Consider the following 19,572-nt stretch of genomic DNA (forward strand, 5'->3'; position numbering starts at 1 on the left):
AGCACCCACCCTGGCAACGCCCCGGCCCACCGGCCGGGGCGTTGCCCGTGCTTCCCGCGCTTCCTGTCTCCCTGCGCCTGCTGCGCCTGCTGCGCTTCCCGTGCTACCTGGTTTCCCGCCGCCCGGCGCTGTCGGTGCCGTCTCGTAGTCTTGAGCGCGTGCAGGAACTCCACGACGCGCCCCTCGCCCCGCTGACCACCTTCCGACTCGGCGGGCCCGCCACCCGGCTGGTCACGGCCACGACCGACGCCGAGGTGATCGCCGCCGTCCGCGAGGCCGACGACACCGGCACCCCGCTGCTGCTCATCGGCGGCGGATCCAACCTGGTCATCGGCGACAAGGGCTTCGACGGCACCGCCCTGCACATCGCCACCCGCGGCTTCCGCCTCGACGGCACGACGCTCGAGCTGGCGGCCGGCGAGATCTGGACCGACGCGGTCGCCCGCACCGTCGAGGCGGGCCTGGCGGGCGTCGAGTGCCTGGCCGGCATCCCCGGCTCGGCCGGCGCGACGCCGATCCAGAACGTCGGCGCGTACGGCCAGGAGGTGTCCGCCACGGTCACCGAGGTCATCGCCTACGACCGCAGGAGCCGCGAGACGGTCGCCCTCTCCAACGCCGACTGCGCCTTCTCCTACCGTCACAGCCGCTTCAAGGCGGAGCCCGACCGGTATGTCGTCCTGCGTGTCCGCTTCGGGCTGGAGGACGCCGGCGGTCTCTCCGCGCCGCTGCGCTACGCCGAGACGGCCCGCGCCCTCGGTGTCGAGGTGGGCGACCGGGTGCCGCTGACGGCCGCCCGGGAGACGGTGCTGAAGCTGCGCGCGGGGAAGGGCATGGTGCTGGACCCCGAGGACCACGACACCTGGTCGGCCGGGTCGTTCTTCACCAACCCGATCCTCACGGACGAGGAGTTCGCCGCGTTCCGCTCCCGCGTCGCCGAGCGCCTCGGTGATGCCGTCGAGCCGCCCGCCTTCCCGGCCGGGGAAGGACGGGTCAAGACCTCCGCGGCCTGGCTGATCGACAGGGCGGGCTTCACCAAGGGGTACGGCACGGGTCCCGCCCGCATCTCCGGCAAGCACACGCTCGCGCTCACCAACCGCGGCGAGGCGACCACCGAGGACCTGCTCGCGCTGGCCCGCGAGGTCGTCGCCGGGGTCCGCGAGGCCTTCGGCGTCACGCTGGTCAACGAACCGGTGACGGTCGGCGTCAGCCTCTGACGGCCGGCGTCGGCCGCCGGCGCCCGGTGGGCGGGCCTCAGTAGGCGACGCCCACACCCTGCTTCACGGTCCCCGCGTCCTCGGTCATGGCGAGCATCGCGTGGGCGACGTCGGCACGGCCCGCGAACCGCCCCTTGGGCGGGAAACCGCCGACCACCGTCCGGTACCGGCCGGTCAGCGGCTTGTCCTGCAACCGCGGCGGGCGGACGACCGTCCAGTCCAGGCCACTGCGCGCCACCTCGTCCTCCATGGCGCGCAGATCGACGTACACCTCCTTCAGCATGGCGGAGACGATGCCGCGCACGGTGCGGTCCACCAGCCCGTCCTCGCGTGGCTCGGGCCCCACCGGGGCGGCACTGACGACCAGCAGCCTGCTCACGTCCTCGGCCCGCATCGCGTCGAGCACCGTCCGGGTCAGCCGGGTGGCGACCCCCGCGTCCTTCCGGCTGCGGGCGCCGAGCCCGGACAGCACGGCGTCCCGCCCGGCCACCGCCGGACGCACCGCCGCCGGGTCACCCAGCTCCGCGCGGAACACCTCCAGGCCGTCGCCGGTCACGGACAGCCGGGCCGGGTCCCGTACGACGGCGGTCACCCGGTGTCCCGCGCCGAGCGCCTGCCGGACGATCTCCTGCCCGATTCCTCCGGTGGCACCGAAGACGGTGAGTTCCATGGCACACCCCATCCTTACGCGTCCGAGCGGACTGGTGGGTGAGTACTCACTCACCCCTGCTCCCTCTAGGGTGAGCAAGCACTCACCCCCGAGTCAACCCCCGACTGGAGCAGCCATGCCCTCCGCCAAGCCGGCCAGGGAACGCATCCTGGACGCCGCCCACGAGCTGATGCTGACCGTCGGGCTCGCCCGTGCCACCACTAAGGAGATCGCCAGGGTGGCGGGCTGCTCCGAGGCCGCGCTGTACAAGCACTACGCGAGCAAGGAGGAGCTGTTCATCCGGGTCCTGTCCGAACGGCTGCCCCGGCTGACCCCCTTGCTCCGGGGCCTCGCGGCCGAGCCCGGACGGGCCCCGCTCGAGGACAACCTCACGGAGATCGCCCGTCAGGCCGCGCTCTTCTACGAACAGAGCTTCCCGATCGCCGCCTCGCTGTACGCGCAGACCCAGCTCAAGCGCCGGCACGACGAGACGATGCGTGAACTCGGCACCGGGCCGCACCTGCCGATCGAGGGCCTCGACGCCTATCTGCGGGCCGAGCGGGCGGCGGGGCGGATCAGGTCCGACGCGGACACGTTCGCGGCCGCGTCCCTTCTGCTGGGCGCCTGCGCACAACGGGCCTTCGCGTACGAGGCGACGTCGACCGGCGTACGCCCGCCGGTCGACGCGTTCGCGCGCCGTCTGGCCCGGACGCTGCTCGCGGGACTCGGCTGACCCGCGCTCCGCCCGCGGCCCCTTCCTAGGCCGCCAGCCAGTCGTCCACCCCCGCGAGCAGCTTCGCCTTCATCTCCTCCGGCGCCGCCGACCCCCGTACCGACTGGCGGGCCAGCTCCGCCAGCTCCGCGTCGGTGAAGCCGTGGTGCTCGCGCGCGATCTCGTACTGGGCGGCCAGCCGTGCCCCGAACAGCAGGGGGTCGTCCGCGCCCAGCGCCATCGGCACGCCCGCCTCGAAGAGCCTCCGCAGCGGCACGTCCTCCGGCTTCTCGTACACGCCCAGGGCGACGTTCGACGCCGGGCACACCTCGCACGTCACCTGCCGGTCCGCCAGCCGCTTCAGCAGCCGGGGGTCCTCCGCCGCCCGCACGCCGTGCCCGATCCGGTCCGCCTCCAGGTCGTCCAGGCAGTCCCGGACCGACGCGGGGCCGGTCAGTTCGCCCCCGTGCGGCGCGGACAGCAGGCCCCCGTCCCGCGCGATCGCGAACGCCCGGTCGAAGTCCCGGGCCATCCCGCGCCGTTCGTCGTTCGAAAGCCCGAAGCCGACCACGCCCCGCTCCGCGTACCGCACCGCCAGCCGTGCCAGCGTCCGCGCGTCCAGCGGGTGCTTCATCCGGTTCGCGGCGACCAGCACCCGCATCCCGATCCCGGTGTCCCGCACGGTCGTCTCCACCGCGTCCAGGATGATCTCCAGCGCCGGGATCAGCCCGCCCAGCCGCGGCGCGTACGACGTCGGGTCGACCTGGATCTCCAGCCAGCCCGAGCCGTCCTTCAGATCCTCCTCCGCGGCCTCCCGCACCAGCCGCTGGATGTCCTCCGGCGCCTGGAGGCACGACCGCGCCGCGTCGTACAGCCGCTGGAAGCGGAACCAGCCCCGTTCGTCCGTCGCCCGCAGCTTCGGCGACTCCCCGCGGCCCAGCGCCTCGGTCAGCGTCTCGGGCAGCCGTACGCCGTGCTTGTCGGCCAGCTCCAGCAGGGTGGTGGGCCGCATCGAACCGGTGAAGTGCAGGTGGAGATGGGCCTTGGGCAGTTCAGAGACATCACGTACACGCTCCATCCGAGGATCCTGCCGCACGACACGCCCGGCCCGACAGCACTTTCCCCGTACGTGGTCTTGCTCGCACAAACAAACAGGGCCACACCGGAACGTTCCGGTGTGGCCCCGCGGGCGGTGGGACGGTCAGTCCCGCGCCTCCGCCAGCAGCTTCTGGATCCGGCTCACGCCCTCGACGAGGTCCTCGTCCCCGAGCGCGTACGACAGCCGCAGGTACCCCGGCGTGCCGAACGCCTCGCCCGGCACCACCGCGACCTCGGCCTCCTCCAGGATCAGCGCGGCCAGCTCGACCGAGTCCTGCGGGCGCTTGCCGCGGATCTCCTTGCCGAGCAGCGCCTTCACCGACGGGTAGGCGTAGAACGCGCCCTCGGGCTCCGGGCAGAGCACGCCGTCGATCTCGTTCAGCATCCGTACGATGGTCTGGCGGCGGCGGTCGAAGGCCTCCCGCATCTTCGCCACGGCGTCCAGGTCGCCGGAGACCGCGGCCAGCGCCGCCGCCTGGGACACGTTGGCCACGTTGGACGTGGCGTGCGACTGGAGGTTGGTGGCCGCCTTGACGACGTCCTTCGGGCCGATGATCCACCCGACCCGCCAGCCGGTCATCGCGTACGTCTTCGCCACGCCGTTGACCACGACGCACTTGTCGCGCAGCTCGGGCAGCAGCGCGGGCAGGGACACGGAGACGGCGTCGCCGTAGACGAGGTGCTCGTAGATCTCGTCGGTCAGCACCCACAGGCCGTGCTCCACGGCCCACTTGCCGATCGCCTCGGTCTCGGCCTCGCTGTACACCGCGCCCGTCGGGTTCGACGGCGACACGAAGAGGACGACCTTGGTCTTCTCGGTGCGCGCCGCCTCCAGCTGCTCCACCGTCACGCGGTAGCCGGTCGTCTCGTCGGCGACGACCTCGACCGGGACACCGCCGGCCAGCCGGATCGACTCCGGGTACGTCGTCCAGTACGGCGCCGGGACGATGACCTCGTCGCCCGGGTCGAGGATCGCGGCGAACGCCTCGTAGATGGCCTGCTTGCCGCCGTTGGTGACGAGGATCTGCGACGGGTCGACCTCGTAGCCGGAGTCGCGCAGCGTCTTCGCGGCGATGGCGGCCTTCAGCTCGGGCAGCCCGCCGGCCGGCGTGTAGCGGTGGAACTTCGGGTTCTTGCACGCCTCGACGGCGGCCTCGACGATGTAGTCCGGCGTCGGGAAGTCGGGCTCACCCGCGCCGAAGCCGATCACGGGACGTCCGGCGGCCTTGAGGGCCTTGGCCTTGGCGTCCACGGCGAGGGTCGCGGACTCGGAGATCGCGCCGACTCGGGCGGAGACCCGGCGCTCGGTGGGAGGGGTTGCAGCGCTCATGACCCCATCGTTCCAGACCGGAAACCTCCCGGGCACAGGGGTTTCACGGACTGAACCGGACCGGTCCAGGACCTGAACGCCAGTCCGCTCCACGGCCTGAACATCAGTCCGGAGGTGCTTTCTGTTCGACGCCCGGCCCGTGAGCACGTACACTCTCACCTCGTTGGCCTTCAGCGGTCCGCGATCACCCGGTGTACACCAAGCATTCGGGCGGATGCGGTACGTTGGGGGACGAACAAAGGGTCGTAGCTCAATTGGTAGAGCACTGGTCTCCAAAACCAGCGGTTGGGGGTTCAAGTCCCTCCGGCCCTGCTACACACACCATCGCCAGGATTGTGTGCGCATGTACGTACAGCAATGCACCGCCGTGCGGCTCCAACCGGGCGCGGCACGGCCACGACCCGGAATCAGGTGAGGACGAGTGACGGACGCCGTGGGCTCCATCGACATGCCTGATGCCCAGGACGAGGCGCCGGACTCCAAGAAGAAGTCCCGCAAAGGCGGCAAGCGAGGCAAGAAGGGCCCGCTGAAGCGGCTCGCGCTCTTCTACCGCCAGATCGTCGCGGAGCTGCGCAAGGTCGTCTGGCCCAGCCGCAACCAGCTGACGACGTACACCACCGTGGTGATCATCTTCGTGGTCATCATGATCGGCCTGGTGACTCTGATTGACTATGGCTTCTCTCACGCCGCCAAGTACGTCTTCGGCTGAGTCGAGAGCGAAGGGCGCCGAGGTACCCGGCGCCCCTTTCGCGTGTTCCACCCCTATGTATCCAGGAAGAAGCAGCCACAGTGTCTGACCCGAACGTGAACGACGCCATCGAGCCGGTCGAGTCCGTCAAGGACGAGCTCGGCACCGTCGAGGGCGCCGACAACGAGGACACCGAGGCCTCCGCCGAGGTCGAGGCTGCCGACGACACCGTCGTCGCGGAGACGGACCGGGCGGACGAGGCGGAGGCGGACGCGGAAGCGGACGAGACCGCCGAGCCGGCCGGCGAAGCCGAGACCGACGCCGAAGCCGGTGCGGACGAGGCCGAGGTCGACGAGCCCGACATCGACCCGATCGAGAAGCTCCGCCAGGAGCTGCGCGTCCTGCCCGGCGAGTGGTACGTCATCCACACCTACGCCGGTTACGAGAACCGCGTGAAGACCAACCTCGAGCAGCGCGCCGTCTCGCTCAACGTCGAGGACTACATCTTCCAGGCCGAGGTGCCGCAGGAAGAGGTCGTCCAGATCAAGAACGGCGACCGCAAGACGATCCGCCAGAACAAGCTCCCCGGCTACGTGCTGGTCCGCATGGACCTCACCAACGAGTCCTGGGGCGTCGTCCGCAACACCCCCGGTGTCACCGGCTTCGTCGGCAACGCCTACGACCCGTACCCGCTGACGCTGGACGAGATCGTCAAGATGCTCGCCCCGGAGGCCGAGGAGAAGGCCGCCCGCGAGGCCGCCGAGGCCGAGGGCAAGCCGGCGCCGCAGCGCAAGGTCGAGGTCCAGGTGCTGGACTTCGAGGTCGGCGACTCGGTCACCGTCACCGACGGCCCCTTCGCCACCCTCCAGGCCACGATCAACGAGATCAACGCCGACTCGAAGAAGGTCAAGGGCCTCGTCGAGATCTTCGGCCGCGAGACCCCGGTCGAGCTGAGCTTCGACCAGATCCAGAAGAACTAGTACCCCACCGGTACTCCGCACTCCTCTGGACGTACTGCTTCCGACCAGGTCAGGCGCCCGCTCGCGCGGCGTCTGACCTGCTCGGTTTTTGGCCGCGCATCTATACCCGTTATCGTTGTGCGGTATGCCTGTGTCCGGGTAGCTCCCGAATGCGGGCAGGACCCGAATCGAAAGGACCCGGAGAGCTATGCCTCCCAAGAAGAAGAAGGTCACGGGGCTCATCAAGCTCCAGATCCAGGCCGGTGCCGCGAACCCGGCTCCGCCGGTCGGCCCCGCGCTGGGTCAGCACGGCGTCAACATCATGGAGTTCTGCAAGGCCTACAACGCCGCGACCGAGTCGCAGCGCGGCTGGGTCATCCCGGTGGAGATCACGGTCTACGAGGACCGCTCCTTCACCTTCATCACCAAGACGCCGCCGGCCGCCAAGATGATCCTCAAGGCCGCGGGCGTGGAGAAGGGCTCCGGCGAGCCGCACAAGACCAAGGTCGCGAAGATCACGCGTGACCAGGTCCGTGAGATCGCCACCACCAAGATGCCCGACCTCAACGCCAACGACCTGGACCAGGCGGAGAAGATCATCGCCGGTACCGCCCGTTCCATGGGCGTCACGGTCGAGGGCTGACCTCCACCCCCGTAAGCCAGCAGAAGTGGCGGGGCCTGCTCGGCCCTAACCACGACTCCTAAGAAGCCACAGGAGCAGTAGTGAGCAAGCGCAGCAAGTCTCTCCGCGCTGCGGACGCCAAGATCGACCGGGACAAGCTCTACGCCCCGCTCGAGGCCGTCCGTCTCGCCAAGGAGACCTCCACGAGCAAGTTCGACGGCACCGTCGAGGTCGCCTTCCGCCTGGGTGTCGACCCGCGCAAGGCCGACCAGATGGTCCGTGGCACCGTGAACCTCCCGCACGGCACCGGTAAGACCGCCCGGGTCCTGGTCTTCGCGACCGGTGACCGTGCCGAGGCCGCGACCGCCGCGGGCGCCGACATCGTCGGCTCCGACGAACTGATCGACGAGGTGTCGAAGGGCCGTCTGGACTTCGACGCCGTCGTCGCCACCCCGGACCTCATGGGCAAGGTCGGCCGCCTCGGCCGCGTGCTCGGTCCCCGTGGTCTCATGCCGAACCCCAAGACCGGCACCGTGACCCCGGACGTCGCCAAGGCTGTCAACGACATCAAGGGCGGCAAGATCGAGTTCCGCGTCGACAAGCACTCGAACCTGCACTTCATCATCGGCAAGACGTCGTTCGACGACACCAAGCTGGTGGAGAACTACGGCGCGGCGCTGGAGGAGATCCTCCGTCTGAAGCCGTCCGCCGCCAAGGGTCGCTACATCAAGAAGGCCGCCATCAGCACCACGATGGGCCCCGGCATTCCGCTCGACTCCAACCGCACCCGCAACCTCCTCGTCGAGGAGGACCCGGCCGCGGTCTGAGCGAGCAGCTCGCCCCACCGGTTCACGGGCCCCGCACCTTCCGAGGTGCGGGGCCCGTCCCTTTGCCTTTCCCCGTCCCTGTTCGCCCCGTCCCTGTTCGTCCCGTCCCCTTTTCCGGCGCCCTGGGTTAGCGTGCGGGCACCGGACCCGCGCATGGGGCGCAGGAGCCGTACGGGGCGCAAGGGGTGGGCGGATGACGGGCACGAGGGCACGCCGTACGGTCGTCTCGGTCGCGGTGTCGGCCGCGCTGGCCTGCGCCACCGCGTGCACCTCCGGCGAACCGTCCGCGTCCCCGCCCCCCGCCTCCGCCCCACCGGGCTCCGCGGCGCCGTCCTCAAGCCCTCCGGCGATCACCGGCCCCTCGGCCGATGCCCTGCGGTCCGTCGAGCGGGCCACCGGGCGGGCGGGATCGGCGCGGGTGGAGTCCACGACCGTGATGGGCCGGGAGCTGTCCCTGGAGGCCGCGGGTGCCCTCGGCTGGCGCGACGGCGGCCTCACCGGAACCCTGACGATCACTTACACGGGCGGCACGACCGCCGAGACGATGCGCCGCCTCGGCACCACCGCGATGGAGGCCCGGTACCTGCCCGACGCCTACTACGCCAAGATGGGCGACGCATTCGCCGACCGGGTGGGCGGCAGGCACTGGATCAAGTACGTGTACGAGGACCTGGAGGACCTCGGCGGCGGGGCGGGCGCCGGGTTCGCCGAGCAGATGCGCAACACCACGCCCCACCAGGCGGTGAAGCTGCTGCTGACGGCCGGGGACGTGCGCAGGGTGGGGGAGGAGACGACGCGCGGCCGGCGCACCACCCACTGGTCCGGCACGGTGGGCGGGGAGACCGCCCAGACCGTCGACATCTGGGTCGACGACCGGGACCTGCTGGTCAAGAAGGTCGAGCGGGGACGCACGAAGACCGGCGAGCTGACCCAGACCGCCTACTACAGCGACTACGGCGTCACGGTCTCCGCCGAACGCCCGCCGGTCGCGGACACGGCGGACTTCAAGGAGCTGCTCGCGTCGCAGGCGGGTTGAGATCCGTCCCGCCGGGCGGAATTCACAAGATCGTTCGAACCGATTCGGCTACGCTCGCGTCCTTGTTGTGGAGAACTCCTGTGGAGCAGCGGTGCGTTTCCTGTGACGACCGTGCCTCTTGTGCTCCCTGAATCCCGTGGGGGGATACCGATGAAGACTTCCGTACGCGTGCCCGCCGGCGCCGGTCTCGCCGCACTGCTGCTCGCCGCCGGGGCGGTGGGCTGCTCCAAGGACGACTCCGAGTCCCCGGAGATGACGCCCGCGGCCGCCGTCGCCAAGGCGGCGAAGAACTCGGAGGAGATCGACTCCCTCCACTACCGCCTGACCGGCAAGACCCCCGAGGAAGGCCGCATCAAGGCCGAGGCCGAGATGCAGATCAAGCCGACGCTCGCGATGAGCATGAAGATGACGGCGCTCGACCAGGGCGCCGAGGGCACCGCGGAGATCCGGCTCGTCGACAAGGCCATGTACATCGGTGGCGGCCCCGAGGCGGCCAAGGAGATGGACGGCAAGCGCTGGATCAAGTTCGACCTGTCCGGCACGGGCGTCGACGAGCAGATGAACCAGATGGGCAGCGCCTCCCAGGCCGACAAGAACCCGGCGACCGAGTCCACCTTCCTCACCGGGGCCAAGGACGTGGAGAAGGTCGGCACCGAGACCGTCGACGGCGTGAAGACCACCCACTACAAGGGCACCGTCGCCCTCGCCGACCTGGAGAAGTCCATCGGGGACGAGGACGAGGCCACCCGGGAGAAGCGCGAGAAGAGCCTCGAGCAGTACGAGAAGATGGGCGTCGACAAGCTCACCATGGACATGTGGGTCGACGGCGACGACCAGACCAAGCAGTTCCGCATGCGGGCCGACGCGGACAAGGGCCCGCTGGACATGACCTTCACCTTCCTCGGGGTCAACGAGCCCGTGAAGGTCACCGCCCCGCCCGCCGCGGAGGTCGCCGACCTGGCCGAGATGATGAAGGAGGCCCAGCAGGGCTGAGACGCCGGCGCCCGGCCCGTCCGGTCGCCGCGGGGGCGGATTTGCTTGACACTGCCCCGTTCACGTACGCTTCCACAGAAGCCAAAGACCGCTGGTCGTTGCCGTGTGTTCGAAAGAGGCACGGTGGCCGAAGGATCCGCTGAATTGCGGACGACCCGCGCAGGTGACTGTGGATAAGCTCCCGGAAGTCCCCGCCCCGTGCGGATGACGATCGGTCGAGCCACGCCCCGAGCGCCTGCGCCGGGGCGTTTCGTTTTCCCCAGTCCTCCTTCGGGTCCGCGCGGTCCGAATCACCCGGAAGGAGGCCGAGGCTCTATGGCGACGCCCGAGAAGGCTGCCGCGGTTGCCGAGCTGACGGACAAGTTCCGCAGCTCCAACGCCGCCGTGCTGACCGAGTACCGCGGTCTCACCGTGGCGCAGCTCAAGACGCTGCGCCGGTCGCTCGGTGAGAACGCCCAGTACGCCGTGGTGAAGAACACGCTGACCAAGATTGCGGCCAACGAGGCCGGGATCACGCTCGACGACCAGCTCTTCGCTGGTCCGACGGCCGTCGCCTTCGTCACCGGTGACCCGGTGGAGTCGGCGAAGGGTCTGCGCGACTTCGCCAAGGACAACCCGAATCTCGTCATCAAGGGCGGTGTCCTTGACGGCAAGGCGATGTCCGCCGACGAGATCAAGAAGCTTGCGGACCTCGAGTCCCGCGAGGTTCTGCTCTCCAAGCTGGCCGGTGCCATGAAGGGCAAGCAGTCCCAGGCTGCCTCTGTCTTCCAGGCGCTGCCGTCGAAGCTCGTCCGCACCGTGGACGCGCTCCGTGCCAAGCAGGACGAGCAGGGCGGTGCCGAGTAACTCGGCTCGCTTTCTGGTCCGGGCCGCCTGAGCGCGGCACGGATCGCAGCGGGCCGACGTACGCCCGCCACACCCCGTACATCCGGCACCTGCCGAATTAGTGGAAGGACCGCCATCATGGCGAAGCTCAGCCAGGACGACCTGCTCGCCCAGTTCGAGGAGATGACCCTCATCGAGCTCTCCGAGTTCGTGAAGGCCTTCGAGGAGAAGTTCGACGTCACCGCCGCCGCGGCCGCCCCGGTCGTCGTCGCCGGTGGTGCCGGTGCCGCCGCTGCCGACGCCCCGGAGGAGAAGGACGAGTTCGACGTCATCCTCACCGGTGCCGGCGACAAGAAGATCCAGGTCATCAAGGTCGTGCGCGAGCTGACCTCCCTGGGTCTGAAGGAGGCCAAGGACCTCGTGGACGGCGCCCCGAAGCCCGTCCTCGAGAAGGTCGCCAAGGACGCTGCCGAGAAGGCCAAGGAGTCCCTCGAGGGCGCCGGCGCCTCCGTCGAGGTCAAGTAAGACCGCACCGGCACCACGGATCCGTCAGGGTCTGTAACGCCGTAGCACCGAAGAGCGATCATCCATCCGGGTGGTCGCTCTTCGGCGTACCGGGGGTCCGGCGGCGGCTGCCTTGCACGTGTGACGGTGAAGAGTAGGGTGATCTTCGTCGTGCCGTCTCCGGGGCCCTGAGAGCCGCTGGAGGCAACCGGTTCGGGCCAAGGGGGGCCTTGACGAACCGCACGCAGCGCGCAATTCTCAGGGCGTCGTCAAAGGATCCGAATCCGAGGCATGGATCGACGGCGAAGAGGGCAGTATCTGGGTGCGTTGAGGGCGAGGCCTTGCCGCACAGGTGGTGAGAACAACGAGGAGCGAACACGGTCCCCGAGAACCGCACTGGACATCAGTGAGCCAAGTGGCTACACTGACCCTTTGCGCTGCCTGTTAGCTGCCCCCTGCCCGTCACCAGGGGTCTGCCCTCGCCCGAGCACAGACGACCAGAGCATGCCTGACCTGGCTCTTCAGCCACATCAGGCACCCCCTGTCTCCGTGCACGGATGAGGGGCCGGTACGCGCGTAGTGAGTCCGAGCCCTCGGAAGGACCCCCTCTTGGCCGCCTCGCGCAATGCCTCGACCGCGAATACGAACAACGCTGCCAGCACCGCCCCGCTGCGCATCTCCTTTGCAAAGATCAAGGAGCCCCTCGAGGTTCCGAACCTTCTCGCGCTGCAAACCGAGAGCTTCGACTGGCTGCTCGGCAACGACGCCTGGAAGGCTCGCGTCGAGTCGGCTCTGGAGTCCGGTCAGGACGTCCCCACCAAGTCCGGTCTGGAGGAGATCTTCGAGGAGATCTCCCCGATCGAGGACTTCTCCGGGTCGATGTCGCTGACGTTCCGCGACCACCGTTTCGAGCCCCCGAAGAACAGCATCGACGAGTGCAAGGACCGCGACTTCACGTACGCGGCGCCGCTCTTCGTCACCGCCGAGTTCACCAACAACGAGACCGGCGAGATCAAGTCCCAGACGGTCTTCATGGGCGACTTCCCGCTCATGACCAACAAGGGCACCTTCGTCATCAACGGCACCGAGCGTGTCGTCGTGTCGCAGCTGGTCCGTTCGCCGGGTGTCTACTTCGACTCCTCCATCGACAAGACGTCCGACAAGGACATCTTCTCCGCCAAGATCATCCCGTCCCGGGGTGCCTGGCTGGAGATGGAGATCGACAAGCGCGACATGGTCGGTGTGCGCATCGACCGCAAGCGCAAGCAGTCCGTGACCGTCCTCCTCAAGGCCCTCGGCTGGACCACCGAGCAGATCCTCGAGGAGTTCGGCGAGTACGAGTCCATGCGCGCCACCCTGGAGAAGGACCACACCCAGGGCCAGGACGACGCGCTGCTCGACATCTACCGCAAGCTGCGTCCGGGCGAGCCCCCCACGCGTGAGGCCGCGCAGACGCTGCTCGAGAACCTCTACTTCAACCCGAAGCGCTACGACCTCGCCAAGGTCGGCCGCTACAAGGTGAACAAGAAGCTCGGCGCGGAGGAGCCGCTGGACGCCGGCGTGCTCACCACCGACGACGTCATCGCCACCATCAAGTACCTGGTGAAGCTGCACGCCGGTGAGACCGAGACGGTCGGCGAGTCGGGCCGGGAGATCGTCGTCGAGACCGACGACATCGACCACTTCGGCAACCGCCGCATCCGCAACGTCGGCGAGCTGATCCAGAACCAGGTCCGCACGGGTCTCGCCCGTATGGAGCGCGTCGTGCGCGAGCGCATGACCACCCAGGACGTCGAGGCGATCACGCCGCAGACTCTGATCAACATCCGGCCGGTCGTCGCCTCCATCAAGGAGTTCTTCGGCACCAGCCAGCTGTCCCAGTTCATGGACCAGAACAACCCGCTGTCGGGGCTGACGCACAAGCGTCGTCTGAACGCCCTCGGCCCGGGTGGTCTCTCCCGTGAGCGGGCCGGCTTCGAGGTCCGCGACGTGCACCCGTCGCACTACGGCCGCATGTGCCCGATCGAGACGCCCGAAGGCCCGAACATCGGTCTGATCGGCTCGCTCGCCTCGTACGGCCGGATCAACCCCTTCGGCTTCATCGAGACGCCGTACCGCAAGGTCGTCGACGGCCAGGTCACGGACGACGTGGACTACCTGACCGCCGACGAGGAGGACCGCTTCGTCATCGCGCAGGCCAACGCCACGCTCAACGACGACCTGCGCTTCTCCGAGGCCCGCGTCCTGGTCCGCCGCCGTGGCGGCGAGGTCGACTACGTCCCCGGTGACGACGTCGACTACATGGACGTCTCGCCGCGCCAGATGGTGTCGGTCGCGACCGCGATGATCCCGTTCCTCGAGCACGACGACGCCAACCGTGCCCTCATGGGCGCGAACATGATGCGTCAGGCCGTGCCGCTCATCAAGAGCGAGTCCCCGCTCGTCGGCACCGGCATGGAGTACCGCTCCGCCGCCGACGCCGGTGACGTGGTCAAGGCCGAGAAGGCGGGTGTGGTCCAGGAGGTCTCCGCGGACTACATCACCACGACCAACGACGACGGCACGTACATCACGTACCGCCTGGCCAAGTTCTCCCGGTCCAACCAGGGCACCTCGGTCAACCAGAAGGTCATCGTCGCCGAGGGCGACCGGATCATCGAGGGCCAGGTCCTGGCCGACGGTCCGGCCACCGAGAACGGCGAGATGGCGCTCGGCAAGAACCTGCTGGTCGCGTTCATGCCGTGGGAGGGTCACAACTACGAGGACGCGATCATCCTGTCGCAGCGCCTCGTGCAGGACGACGTCCTCTCCTCGATCCACATCGAGGAGCACGAGGTCGACGCCCGTGACACCAAGCTCGGCCCCGAGGAGATCACCCGGGACATCCCGAACGTCTCCGAGGAGGTCCTCGCCGACCTCGACGAGCGCGGCATCATCCGCATCGGTGCCGAGGTCGTCGCCGGCGACATCCTCGTCGGCAAGGTCACGCCCAAGGGCGAGACCGAGCTGACGCCGGAGGAGCGCCTGCTCCGCGCGATCTTCGGTGAGAAGGCCCGTGAGGTCCGCGACACCTCGCTGAAGGTCCCGCACGGCGAGATCGGCAAGGTCATCGGCGTCCGCGTCTTCGACCGCGAGGAGGGCGACGAGCTTCCCCCCGGTGTGAACCAGCTGGTGCGCGTGTACGTGGCGCAGAAGCGCAAGATCACCGACGGTGACAAGCTCGCCGGCCGGCACGGCAACAAGGGCGTCATCTCCAAGATCAACCCGATCGAGGACATGCCGTTCCTGGAGGACGGCACGCCCGTCGACATCATCCTGAACCCGCTGGGTGTCCCGTCCCGAATGAACCCGGGACAGGTCCTGGAGATCCACCTCGGCTGGCTCGCCAGCCGCGGCTGGGACGTCTCCGGCCTCGCGGAGGAGTGGGCGCAGCGCCTCCAGGCCATCGGCGCCGACAAGGTCGAGCCCGGCACCAACGTCGCCACCCCGGTCTTCGACGGTGCGCGCGAGGACGAGCTGGCCGGCCTGCTCCAGCACACCATCCCGAACCGGGACGGCGAGCGCATGGTGCTCCCGACCGGCAAGGCGCGGCTGTTCGACGGCCGCAGCGGTGAGCCGTTCCCGGACCCGATCTCGGTCGGGTACATGTACATCCTCAAGCTCCACCACCTGGTCGACGACAAGCTGCACGCCCGGTCGACCGGCCCGTACTCGATGATCACCCAGCAGCCGCTGGGTGGTAAGGCCCAGTTCGGTGGCCAGCGCTTCGGTGAGATGGAGGTGTGGGCGCTGGAGGCATACGGCGCCGCGTACGCCCTCCAGGAGCTGCTGACGATCAAGTCCGACGACGTGACCGGCCGCGTGAAGGTCTACGAGGCCATCGTCAAGGGCGAGAACATCCCTGAGCCCGGCATCCCCGAGTCCTTCAAGGTGCTCATCAAGGAGATGCAGTCCCTGTGCCTCAACGTGGAGGTGCTGTCCTCGGACGGCATGTCCATCGAGATGCGTGACACCGACGAGGACGTCTTCCGCGCAGCGGAGGAGCTCGGCATCGACCTGTCGCGGCGCGAGCCGAGCAGCGTCGAAGAGGTCTGACGGGAGTCAGGCGGGGCCTGTCATCCACAGGCCCCGCCGATCCCGCGACCCCCGTTTCAGACCACAGACTTACAACCCTGAGAGGGATTGACGCATAGTGCTCGACGTCAACTTCTTCGACGAGCTCCGGATCGGTCTGGCCACCGCTGACGACATCCGTCAGTGGAGCCACGGCGAGGTCAAGAAGCCCGAGACCATCAACTACCGCACCCTCAAGCCCGAGAAGGACGGACTCTTCTGCGAGAAGATCTTCGGTCCGACCCGGGACTGGGAGTGCTACTGCGGCAAGTACAAGCGCGTCCGCTTCAAGGGCATCATCTGTGAGCGCTGCGGCGTCGAGGTCACTCGCGCCAAGGTGCGCCGTGAGCGGATGGGCCACATCGAGCTGGCCGCTCCCGTCACCCACATCTGGTACTTCAAGGGCGTCCCGTCGCGCCTGGGCTACCTGCTGGACCTGGCGCCGAAGGACCTCGAGAAGGTCATCTACTTTGCCGCGTACATGATCACCTTCGTGGACGAGGAGCGCCGCACGCGCGACCTGCCCTCGCTGGAGGCCCACGTCTCCGTCGAGCGCCAGCAGATCGAGCAGCGCCGCGACTCCGACCTGGAGGCCCGCGCCAAGAAGCTCGAGACGGACCTCGCCGAGCTGGAGGCCGAGGGCGCCAAGGCCGACGTGCGCCGCAAGGTGCGCGAGGGCGCCGAGCGTGAGATGAAGCAGCTGCGCGACCGTGCGCAGCGCGAGATCGACCGCCTCGACGAGGTGTGGAACCGGTTCAAGAACCTCAAGGTCCAGGACCTCGAGGGCGACGAGCTGCTCTACCGCGAGCTGCGCGACCGCTTCGGTACCTACTTCGACGGTTCGATGGGCGCCGCCGCGCTGCAGAAGCGCCTGGAGTCCTTCGACCTCGACGAGGAGGCCGAGCGCCTCCGCGAGATCATCCGCACCGGCAAGGGCCAGAAGAAGACCCGTGCGCTCAAGCGCCTCAAGGTCGTCTCCGCGTTCCTGCAGACCAGCAACAGCCCCAAGGGCATGGTGCTGGACTGCGTGCCGGTCATCCCGCCGGACCTGCGTCCGATGGTGCAGCTGGACGGTGGCCGCTTCGCGACCTCCGACCTGAATGACCTGTACCGCCGTGTCATCAACCGCAACAACCGCCTGAAGCGGCTTCTCGACCTCGGCGCGCCCGAGATCATCGTGAACAACGAGAAGCGCATGCTCCAGGAGGCCGTCGACGCGCTCTTCGACAACGGCCGCCGCGGCCGCCCGGTGACGGGTCCCGGCAACCGTCCGCTGAAGTCGCTGTCCGACATGCTCAAGGGCAAGCAGGGCCGCTTCCGTCAGAACCTGCTCGGCAAGCGAGTCGACTACTCGGCGCGTTCCGTCATCGTCGTCGGCCCGCAGCTGAAGCTGCACCAGTGCGGTCTGCCCAAGGCCATGGCGCTGGAGCTCTTCAAGCCGTTCGTGATGAAGCGCCTGGTCGACCTGAACCACGCGCAGAACATCAAGAGCGCCAAGCGCATGGTCGAGCGCGGCCGCACGGTCGTGTACGACGTGCTCGAAGAGGTCATCGCGGAGCACCCGGTTCTGCTGAACCGTGCGCCCACCCTGCACCGCCTCGGCATCCAGGCCTTCGAGCCGCAGCTGGTCGAGGGCAAGGCCATCCAGATCCACCCGCTCGTCTGCACCGCGTTCAACGCGGACTTCGACGGTGACCAGATGGCCGTGCACCTGCCGCTCTCCGCGGAGGCGCAGGCCGAGGCCCGCATCCTGATGCTGTCCTCGAACAACATCCTGAAGCCGGCCGACGGCCGTCCGGTGACGATGCCGACCCAGGACATGGTCCTCGGTCTGTTCTTCCTCACCACCGACTCCGAGGGGCGTGGCCCCAAGGGTGAGGGCCGTGCCTTCGGGTCCGCCGCCGAGGCGATCATGGCGTTCGACGCGGGCGACCTGACGCTTCAGGCGAAGGTCGACATCCGCTTCCCGGTGGGCACCATCCCGCCGCGCGGCTTCGAGCCCCCGGCCCGCGAGGAGGGTGAGCCCGAGTGGCAGCAGGGTGACACCTTCACCCTGAAGACCACGCTGGGCCGCGCGCTCTTCAACGAGCTGCTGCCCGAGGACTACCCGTTCGTCGACTACGAGGTCGGCAAGAAGCAGCTCTCCGAGATCGTCAACGACCTCGCCGAGCGCTACCCGAAGGTCATCGTGGCGGCGACGCTCGACAACCTGAAGGCGGCCGGCTTCTTCTGGGCCACCCGTTCCGGCGTCACCGTGGCCATCTCCGACATCGTCGTCCCCGACGCGAAGAAGGAGATCGTCCGCGGCTACGAGGCGCAGGACGAGAAGGTCCAGAAGCAGTACGAGCGCGGTCTGATCACCAAGGAAGAGCGCACGCAGGAGCTCATCGCGATCTGGACCAAGGCGACCAACGAGGTCGCCGAGGCGATGAACGACAACTTCCCGAAGACCAACCCGGTCTCCATGATGGTGAACTCGGGTGCTCGCGGAAACATGATGCAGATGCGTCAGATCGCCGGTATGCGCGGTCTGGTGTCGAACGCCAAGAACGAGACGATCCCGCGTCCCATCAAGGCGTCCTTCCGTGAGGGCCTGTCCGTGCTGGAGTACTTCATCTCCACGCACGGTGCCCGTAAGGGTCTGGCGGACACCGCTCTGCGTACCGCCGACTCGGGTTACCTCACGCGTCGTCTGGTCGACGTCTCCCAGGACGTCATCATTCGCGAGGAGGACTGCGGCACCGAGCGCGGTCTCAGGCTGCGGATCGCCGAGCGCGGCGCCGACGGCGTGCTGCGCAAGGCGGAGGACGTCGAGACCAGCGTCTACGCCCGCATGCTCGCCGAGGACGTCGTCATCGACGGCAAGGTCATCGCGCCGGCCAACGTCGACCTCGGTGACGTGCTCATCGACGCCCTGGTCGCCCACGGCGTCGAGGAGGTCAAGACCCGCTCGATCCTGACCTGCGAGTCCCAGGTCGGCACCTGCGCCATGTGCTACGGCCGCTCGCTGGCCACCGGCAAGCTGGTCGACATCGGTGAGGCGGTCGGCATCATCGCCGCCCAGTCCATCGGTGAGCCCGGCACCCAGCTGACGATGCGTACCTTCCACACCGGTGGTGTGGCCGGTGACGACATCACGCAGGGTCTGCCGCGTGTCGTCGAGCTCTTCGAGGCCCGTACCCCGAAGGGTGTCGCCCCGATCTCCGAGGCCTCCGGCCGCGTCCGGATCGAGGAGACCGAGAAGACGAAGAAGATCGTCGTCACCCCCGACGACGGCAGCGACGAGACGGCGTTCCCGATCTCGAAGCGTGCCCGTCTGCTGGTGGGCGAGGGCGACCACGTCGAGGTGGGCCAGAAGCTCACCGTGGGTGCCACCAACCCGCACGACGTGCTGCGCATCCTGGGTCAGCGTGCCGTCCAGGTCCACCTGGTCGGCGAGGTCCAGAAGGTCTACAACTCGCAGGGCGTGTCGATCCACGACAAGCACATCGAGATCATCATCCGGCAGATGCTGCGCCGCGTGACGATCATCGAGTCCGGCGACGCCGAGCTGCTGCCCGGCGAGCTGGTCGAGCGGACCAAGTTCGAGACCGAGAACCGTCGTGTGGTCCAGGAGGGCGGTCACCCGGCCTCCGGTCGTCCGCAGCTGATGGGTATCACCAAGGCCTCGCTGGCGACGGAATCCTGGCTGTCGGCCGCCTCCTTCCAGGAGACGACCCGAGTCCTGACGGATGCGGCGATCAACGCCAAGTCCGACAGCCTCATCGGCCTCAAGGAGAACGTCATCATCGGTAAGCTCATCCCGGCCGGTACGGGTCTGTCCCGCTACCGCAACATCCGGGTGGAGCCGACCGAGGAGGCCAAGGCCGCGATGTACTCGGCCGTCGGCTACGACGACATCGACTACTCGCCGTTCGGCACGGGCTCCGGCCAGGCCGTTCCGCTGGAGGACTACGACTACGGTCCGTACAACCAGTAGGCGGGTCGCCTGACCAGGCGCTG

General features: G+C 68.6%; 15 protein-coding genes and 1 tRNA gene. 13 read left to right on the forward strand and 3 right to left on the reverse strand.

Translation table 11 applies throughout. The features are described from left to right. Positions 1–158: 158 nt before the first annotated feature. Positions 159–1,214 carry a UDP-N-acetylmuramate dehydrogenase gene (locus tag Sco07f_RS15295; RefSeq protein WP_108988163.1) on the forward strand — a complete coding sequence of 352 codons (1,056 nt, stop codon included), beginning with the start codon at positions 159–161 and terminating at the stop codon, positions 1,212–1,214. Between the two features lie 37 nt (positions 1,215–1,251). On the opposite strand, the gene Sco07f_RS15300 is transcribed toward Sco07f_RS15295, so the two are convergent. Beyond that, the gene (locus tag Sco07f_RS15300; RefSeq protein ID WP_108988164.1) at positions 1,252–1,884 is read right to left on the reverse strand and encodes an NAD(P)-dependent oxidoreductase; all 633 of its coding nucleotides are present in this window, start codon (positions 1,882–1,884) and stop codon (positions 1,252–1,254) included. Between the two features lie 115 nt (positions 1,885–1,999). On the opposite strand from Sco07f_RS15300, the gene Sco07f_RS15305 reads away from it, so the two are divergent. Beyond that, on the forward strand, positions 2,000–2,596 hold the full coding sequence (locus Sco07f_RS15305; protein ID WP_108988165.1) for a TetR/AcrR family transcriptional regulator: 597 nt from the start codon (positions 2,000–2,002) through the stop codon (positions 2,594–2,596). Between the two features lie 25 nt (positions 2,597–2,621). Here Sco07f_RS15305 and Sco07f_RS15310 read toward each other — a convergent pair whose 3' ends face one another. Then, positions 2,622–3,653 (reverse strand): adenosine deaminase, encoded by a 1,032-nt coding sequence (locus Sco07f_RS15310; RefSeq protein WP_007443904.1) that lies wholly within the window; start codon positions 3,651–3,653, stop codon positions 2,622–2,624. A 123-nt stretch (positions 3,654–3,776) separates the two neighbouring features. Next, positions 3,777–5,003, reverse strand: coding sequence for a pyridoxal phosphate-dependent aminotransferase (locus Sco07f_RS15315; RefSeq protein ID WP_087789865.1), 1,227 nt, complete (start codon positions 5,001–5,003; stop codon positions 3,777–3,779). A 239-nt stretch (positions 5,004–5,242) separates the two neighbouring features. On the opposite strand from Sco07f_RS15315, the gene Sco07f_RS15320 reads away from it, so the two are divergent. From Sco07f_RS15320 to Sco07f_RS15375, 11 genes are all read left to right on the forward strand, one after another. Beyond that, positions 5,243–5,315: transfer RNA gene (locus Sco07f_RS15320), tRNA-Trp, on the forward strand. Between the two features lie 109 nt (positions 5,316–5,424). Beyond that, positions 5,425–5,712 carry a preprotein translocase subunit SecE gene (gene secE, locus Sco07f_RS15325; RefSeq protein ID WP_007443916.1) on the forward strand — a complete coding sequence of 96 codons (288 nt, stop codon included), beginning with the start codon at positions 5,425–5,427 and terminating at the stop codon, positions 5,710–5,712. Between the two features lie 80 nt (positions 5,713–5,792). Beyond that, positions 5,793–6,671 (forward strand): transcription termination/antitermination protein NusG, encoded by an 879-nt coding sequence (nusG, locus tag Sco07f_RS15330; protein WP_108988166.1) that lies wholly within the window; start codon positions 5,793–5,795, stop codon positions 6,669–6,671. 187 nt (positions 6,672–6,858) lie between these two features. Beyond that, positions 6,859–7,293: a 50S ribosomal protein L11 gene (gene rplK, locus Sco07f_RS15335; RefSeq protein ID WP_003974315.1), complete on the forward strand. Its 435-nt coding sequence runs from the start codon at positions 6,859–6,861 to the stop codon at positions 7,291–7,293. A gap of 80 nt (positions 7,294–7,373) precedes the next feature. Next, positions 7,374–8,099, forward strand: coding sequence for a 50S ribosomal protein L1 (gene rplA, locus Sco07f_RS15340; protein WP_007443919.1), 726 nt, complete (start codon positions 7,374–7,376; stop codon positions 8,097–8,099). Positions 8,100–8,292: 193 nt separating this feature from the next. Next, on the forward strand, positions 8,293–9,135 hold the full coding sequence (locus Sco07f_RS15345; protein ID WP_108988167.1) for an SCO4651 family lipoprotein: 843 nt from the start codon (positions 8,293–8,295) through the stop codon (positions 9,133–9,135). A gap of 150 nt (positions 9,136–9,285) precedes the next feature. Next, a complete protein-coding gene (locus Sco07f_RS15350) occupies positions 9,286–10,128 on the forward strand; it encodes an SCO4651 family lipoprotein (protein ID WP_007443922.1) in 843 nt (280 codons plus the stop codon). 315 nt (positions 10,129–10,443) lie between these two features. Further along, a complete protein-coding gene (rplJ, locus tag Sco07f_RS15355; protein ID WP_007443924.1) occupies positions 10,444–10,974 on the forward strand; it encodes a 50S ribosomal protein L10 in 531 nt (176 codons plus the stop codon). Between the two features lie 117 nt (positions 10,975–11,091). Next, the gene (gene rplL / locus Sco07f_RS15360) at positions 11,092–11,478 is read left to right on the forward strand and encodes a 50S ribosomal protein L7/L12 (protein ID WP_007443925.1); all 387 of its coding nucleotides are present in this window, start codon (positions 11,092–11,094) and stop codon (positions 11,476–11,478) included. Positions 11,479–12,066: 588 nt separating this feature from the next. After that, a complete protein-coding gene (gene rpoB / locus Sco07f_RS15370; protein WP_007443926.1) occupies positions 12,067–15,552 on the forward strand; it encodes a DNA-directed RNA polymerase subunit beta in 3,486 nt (1,161 codons plus the stop codon). Between the two features lie 97 nt (positions 15,553–15,649). Continuing rightward, the gene (locus Sco07f_RS15375) at positions 15,650–19,549 is read left to right on the forward strand and encodes a DNA-directed RNA polymerase subunit beta' (protein WP_007443927.1); all 3,900 of its coding nucleotides are present in this window, start codon (positions 15,650–15,652) and stop codon (positions 19,547–19,549) included. Positions 19,550–19,572: the final 23 nt, after the last annotated feature.

The organism is Streptomyces coelicoflavus (assembly GCF_003112555.1).
Classification (GTDB): Bacteria; Actinomycetota; Actinomycetes; order Streptomycetales; family Streptomycetaceae; genus Streptomyces; species Streptomyces coelicoflavus.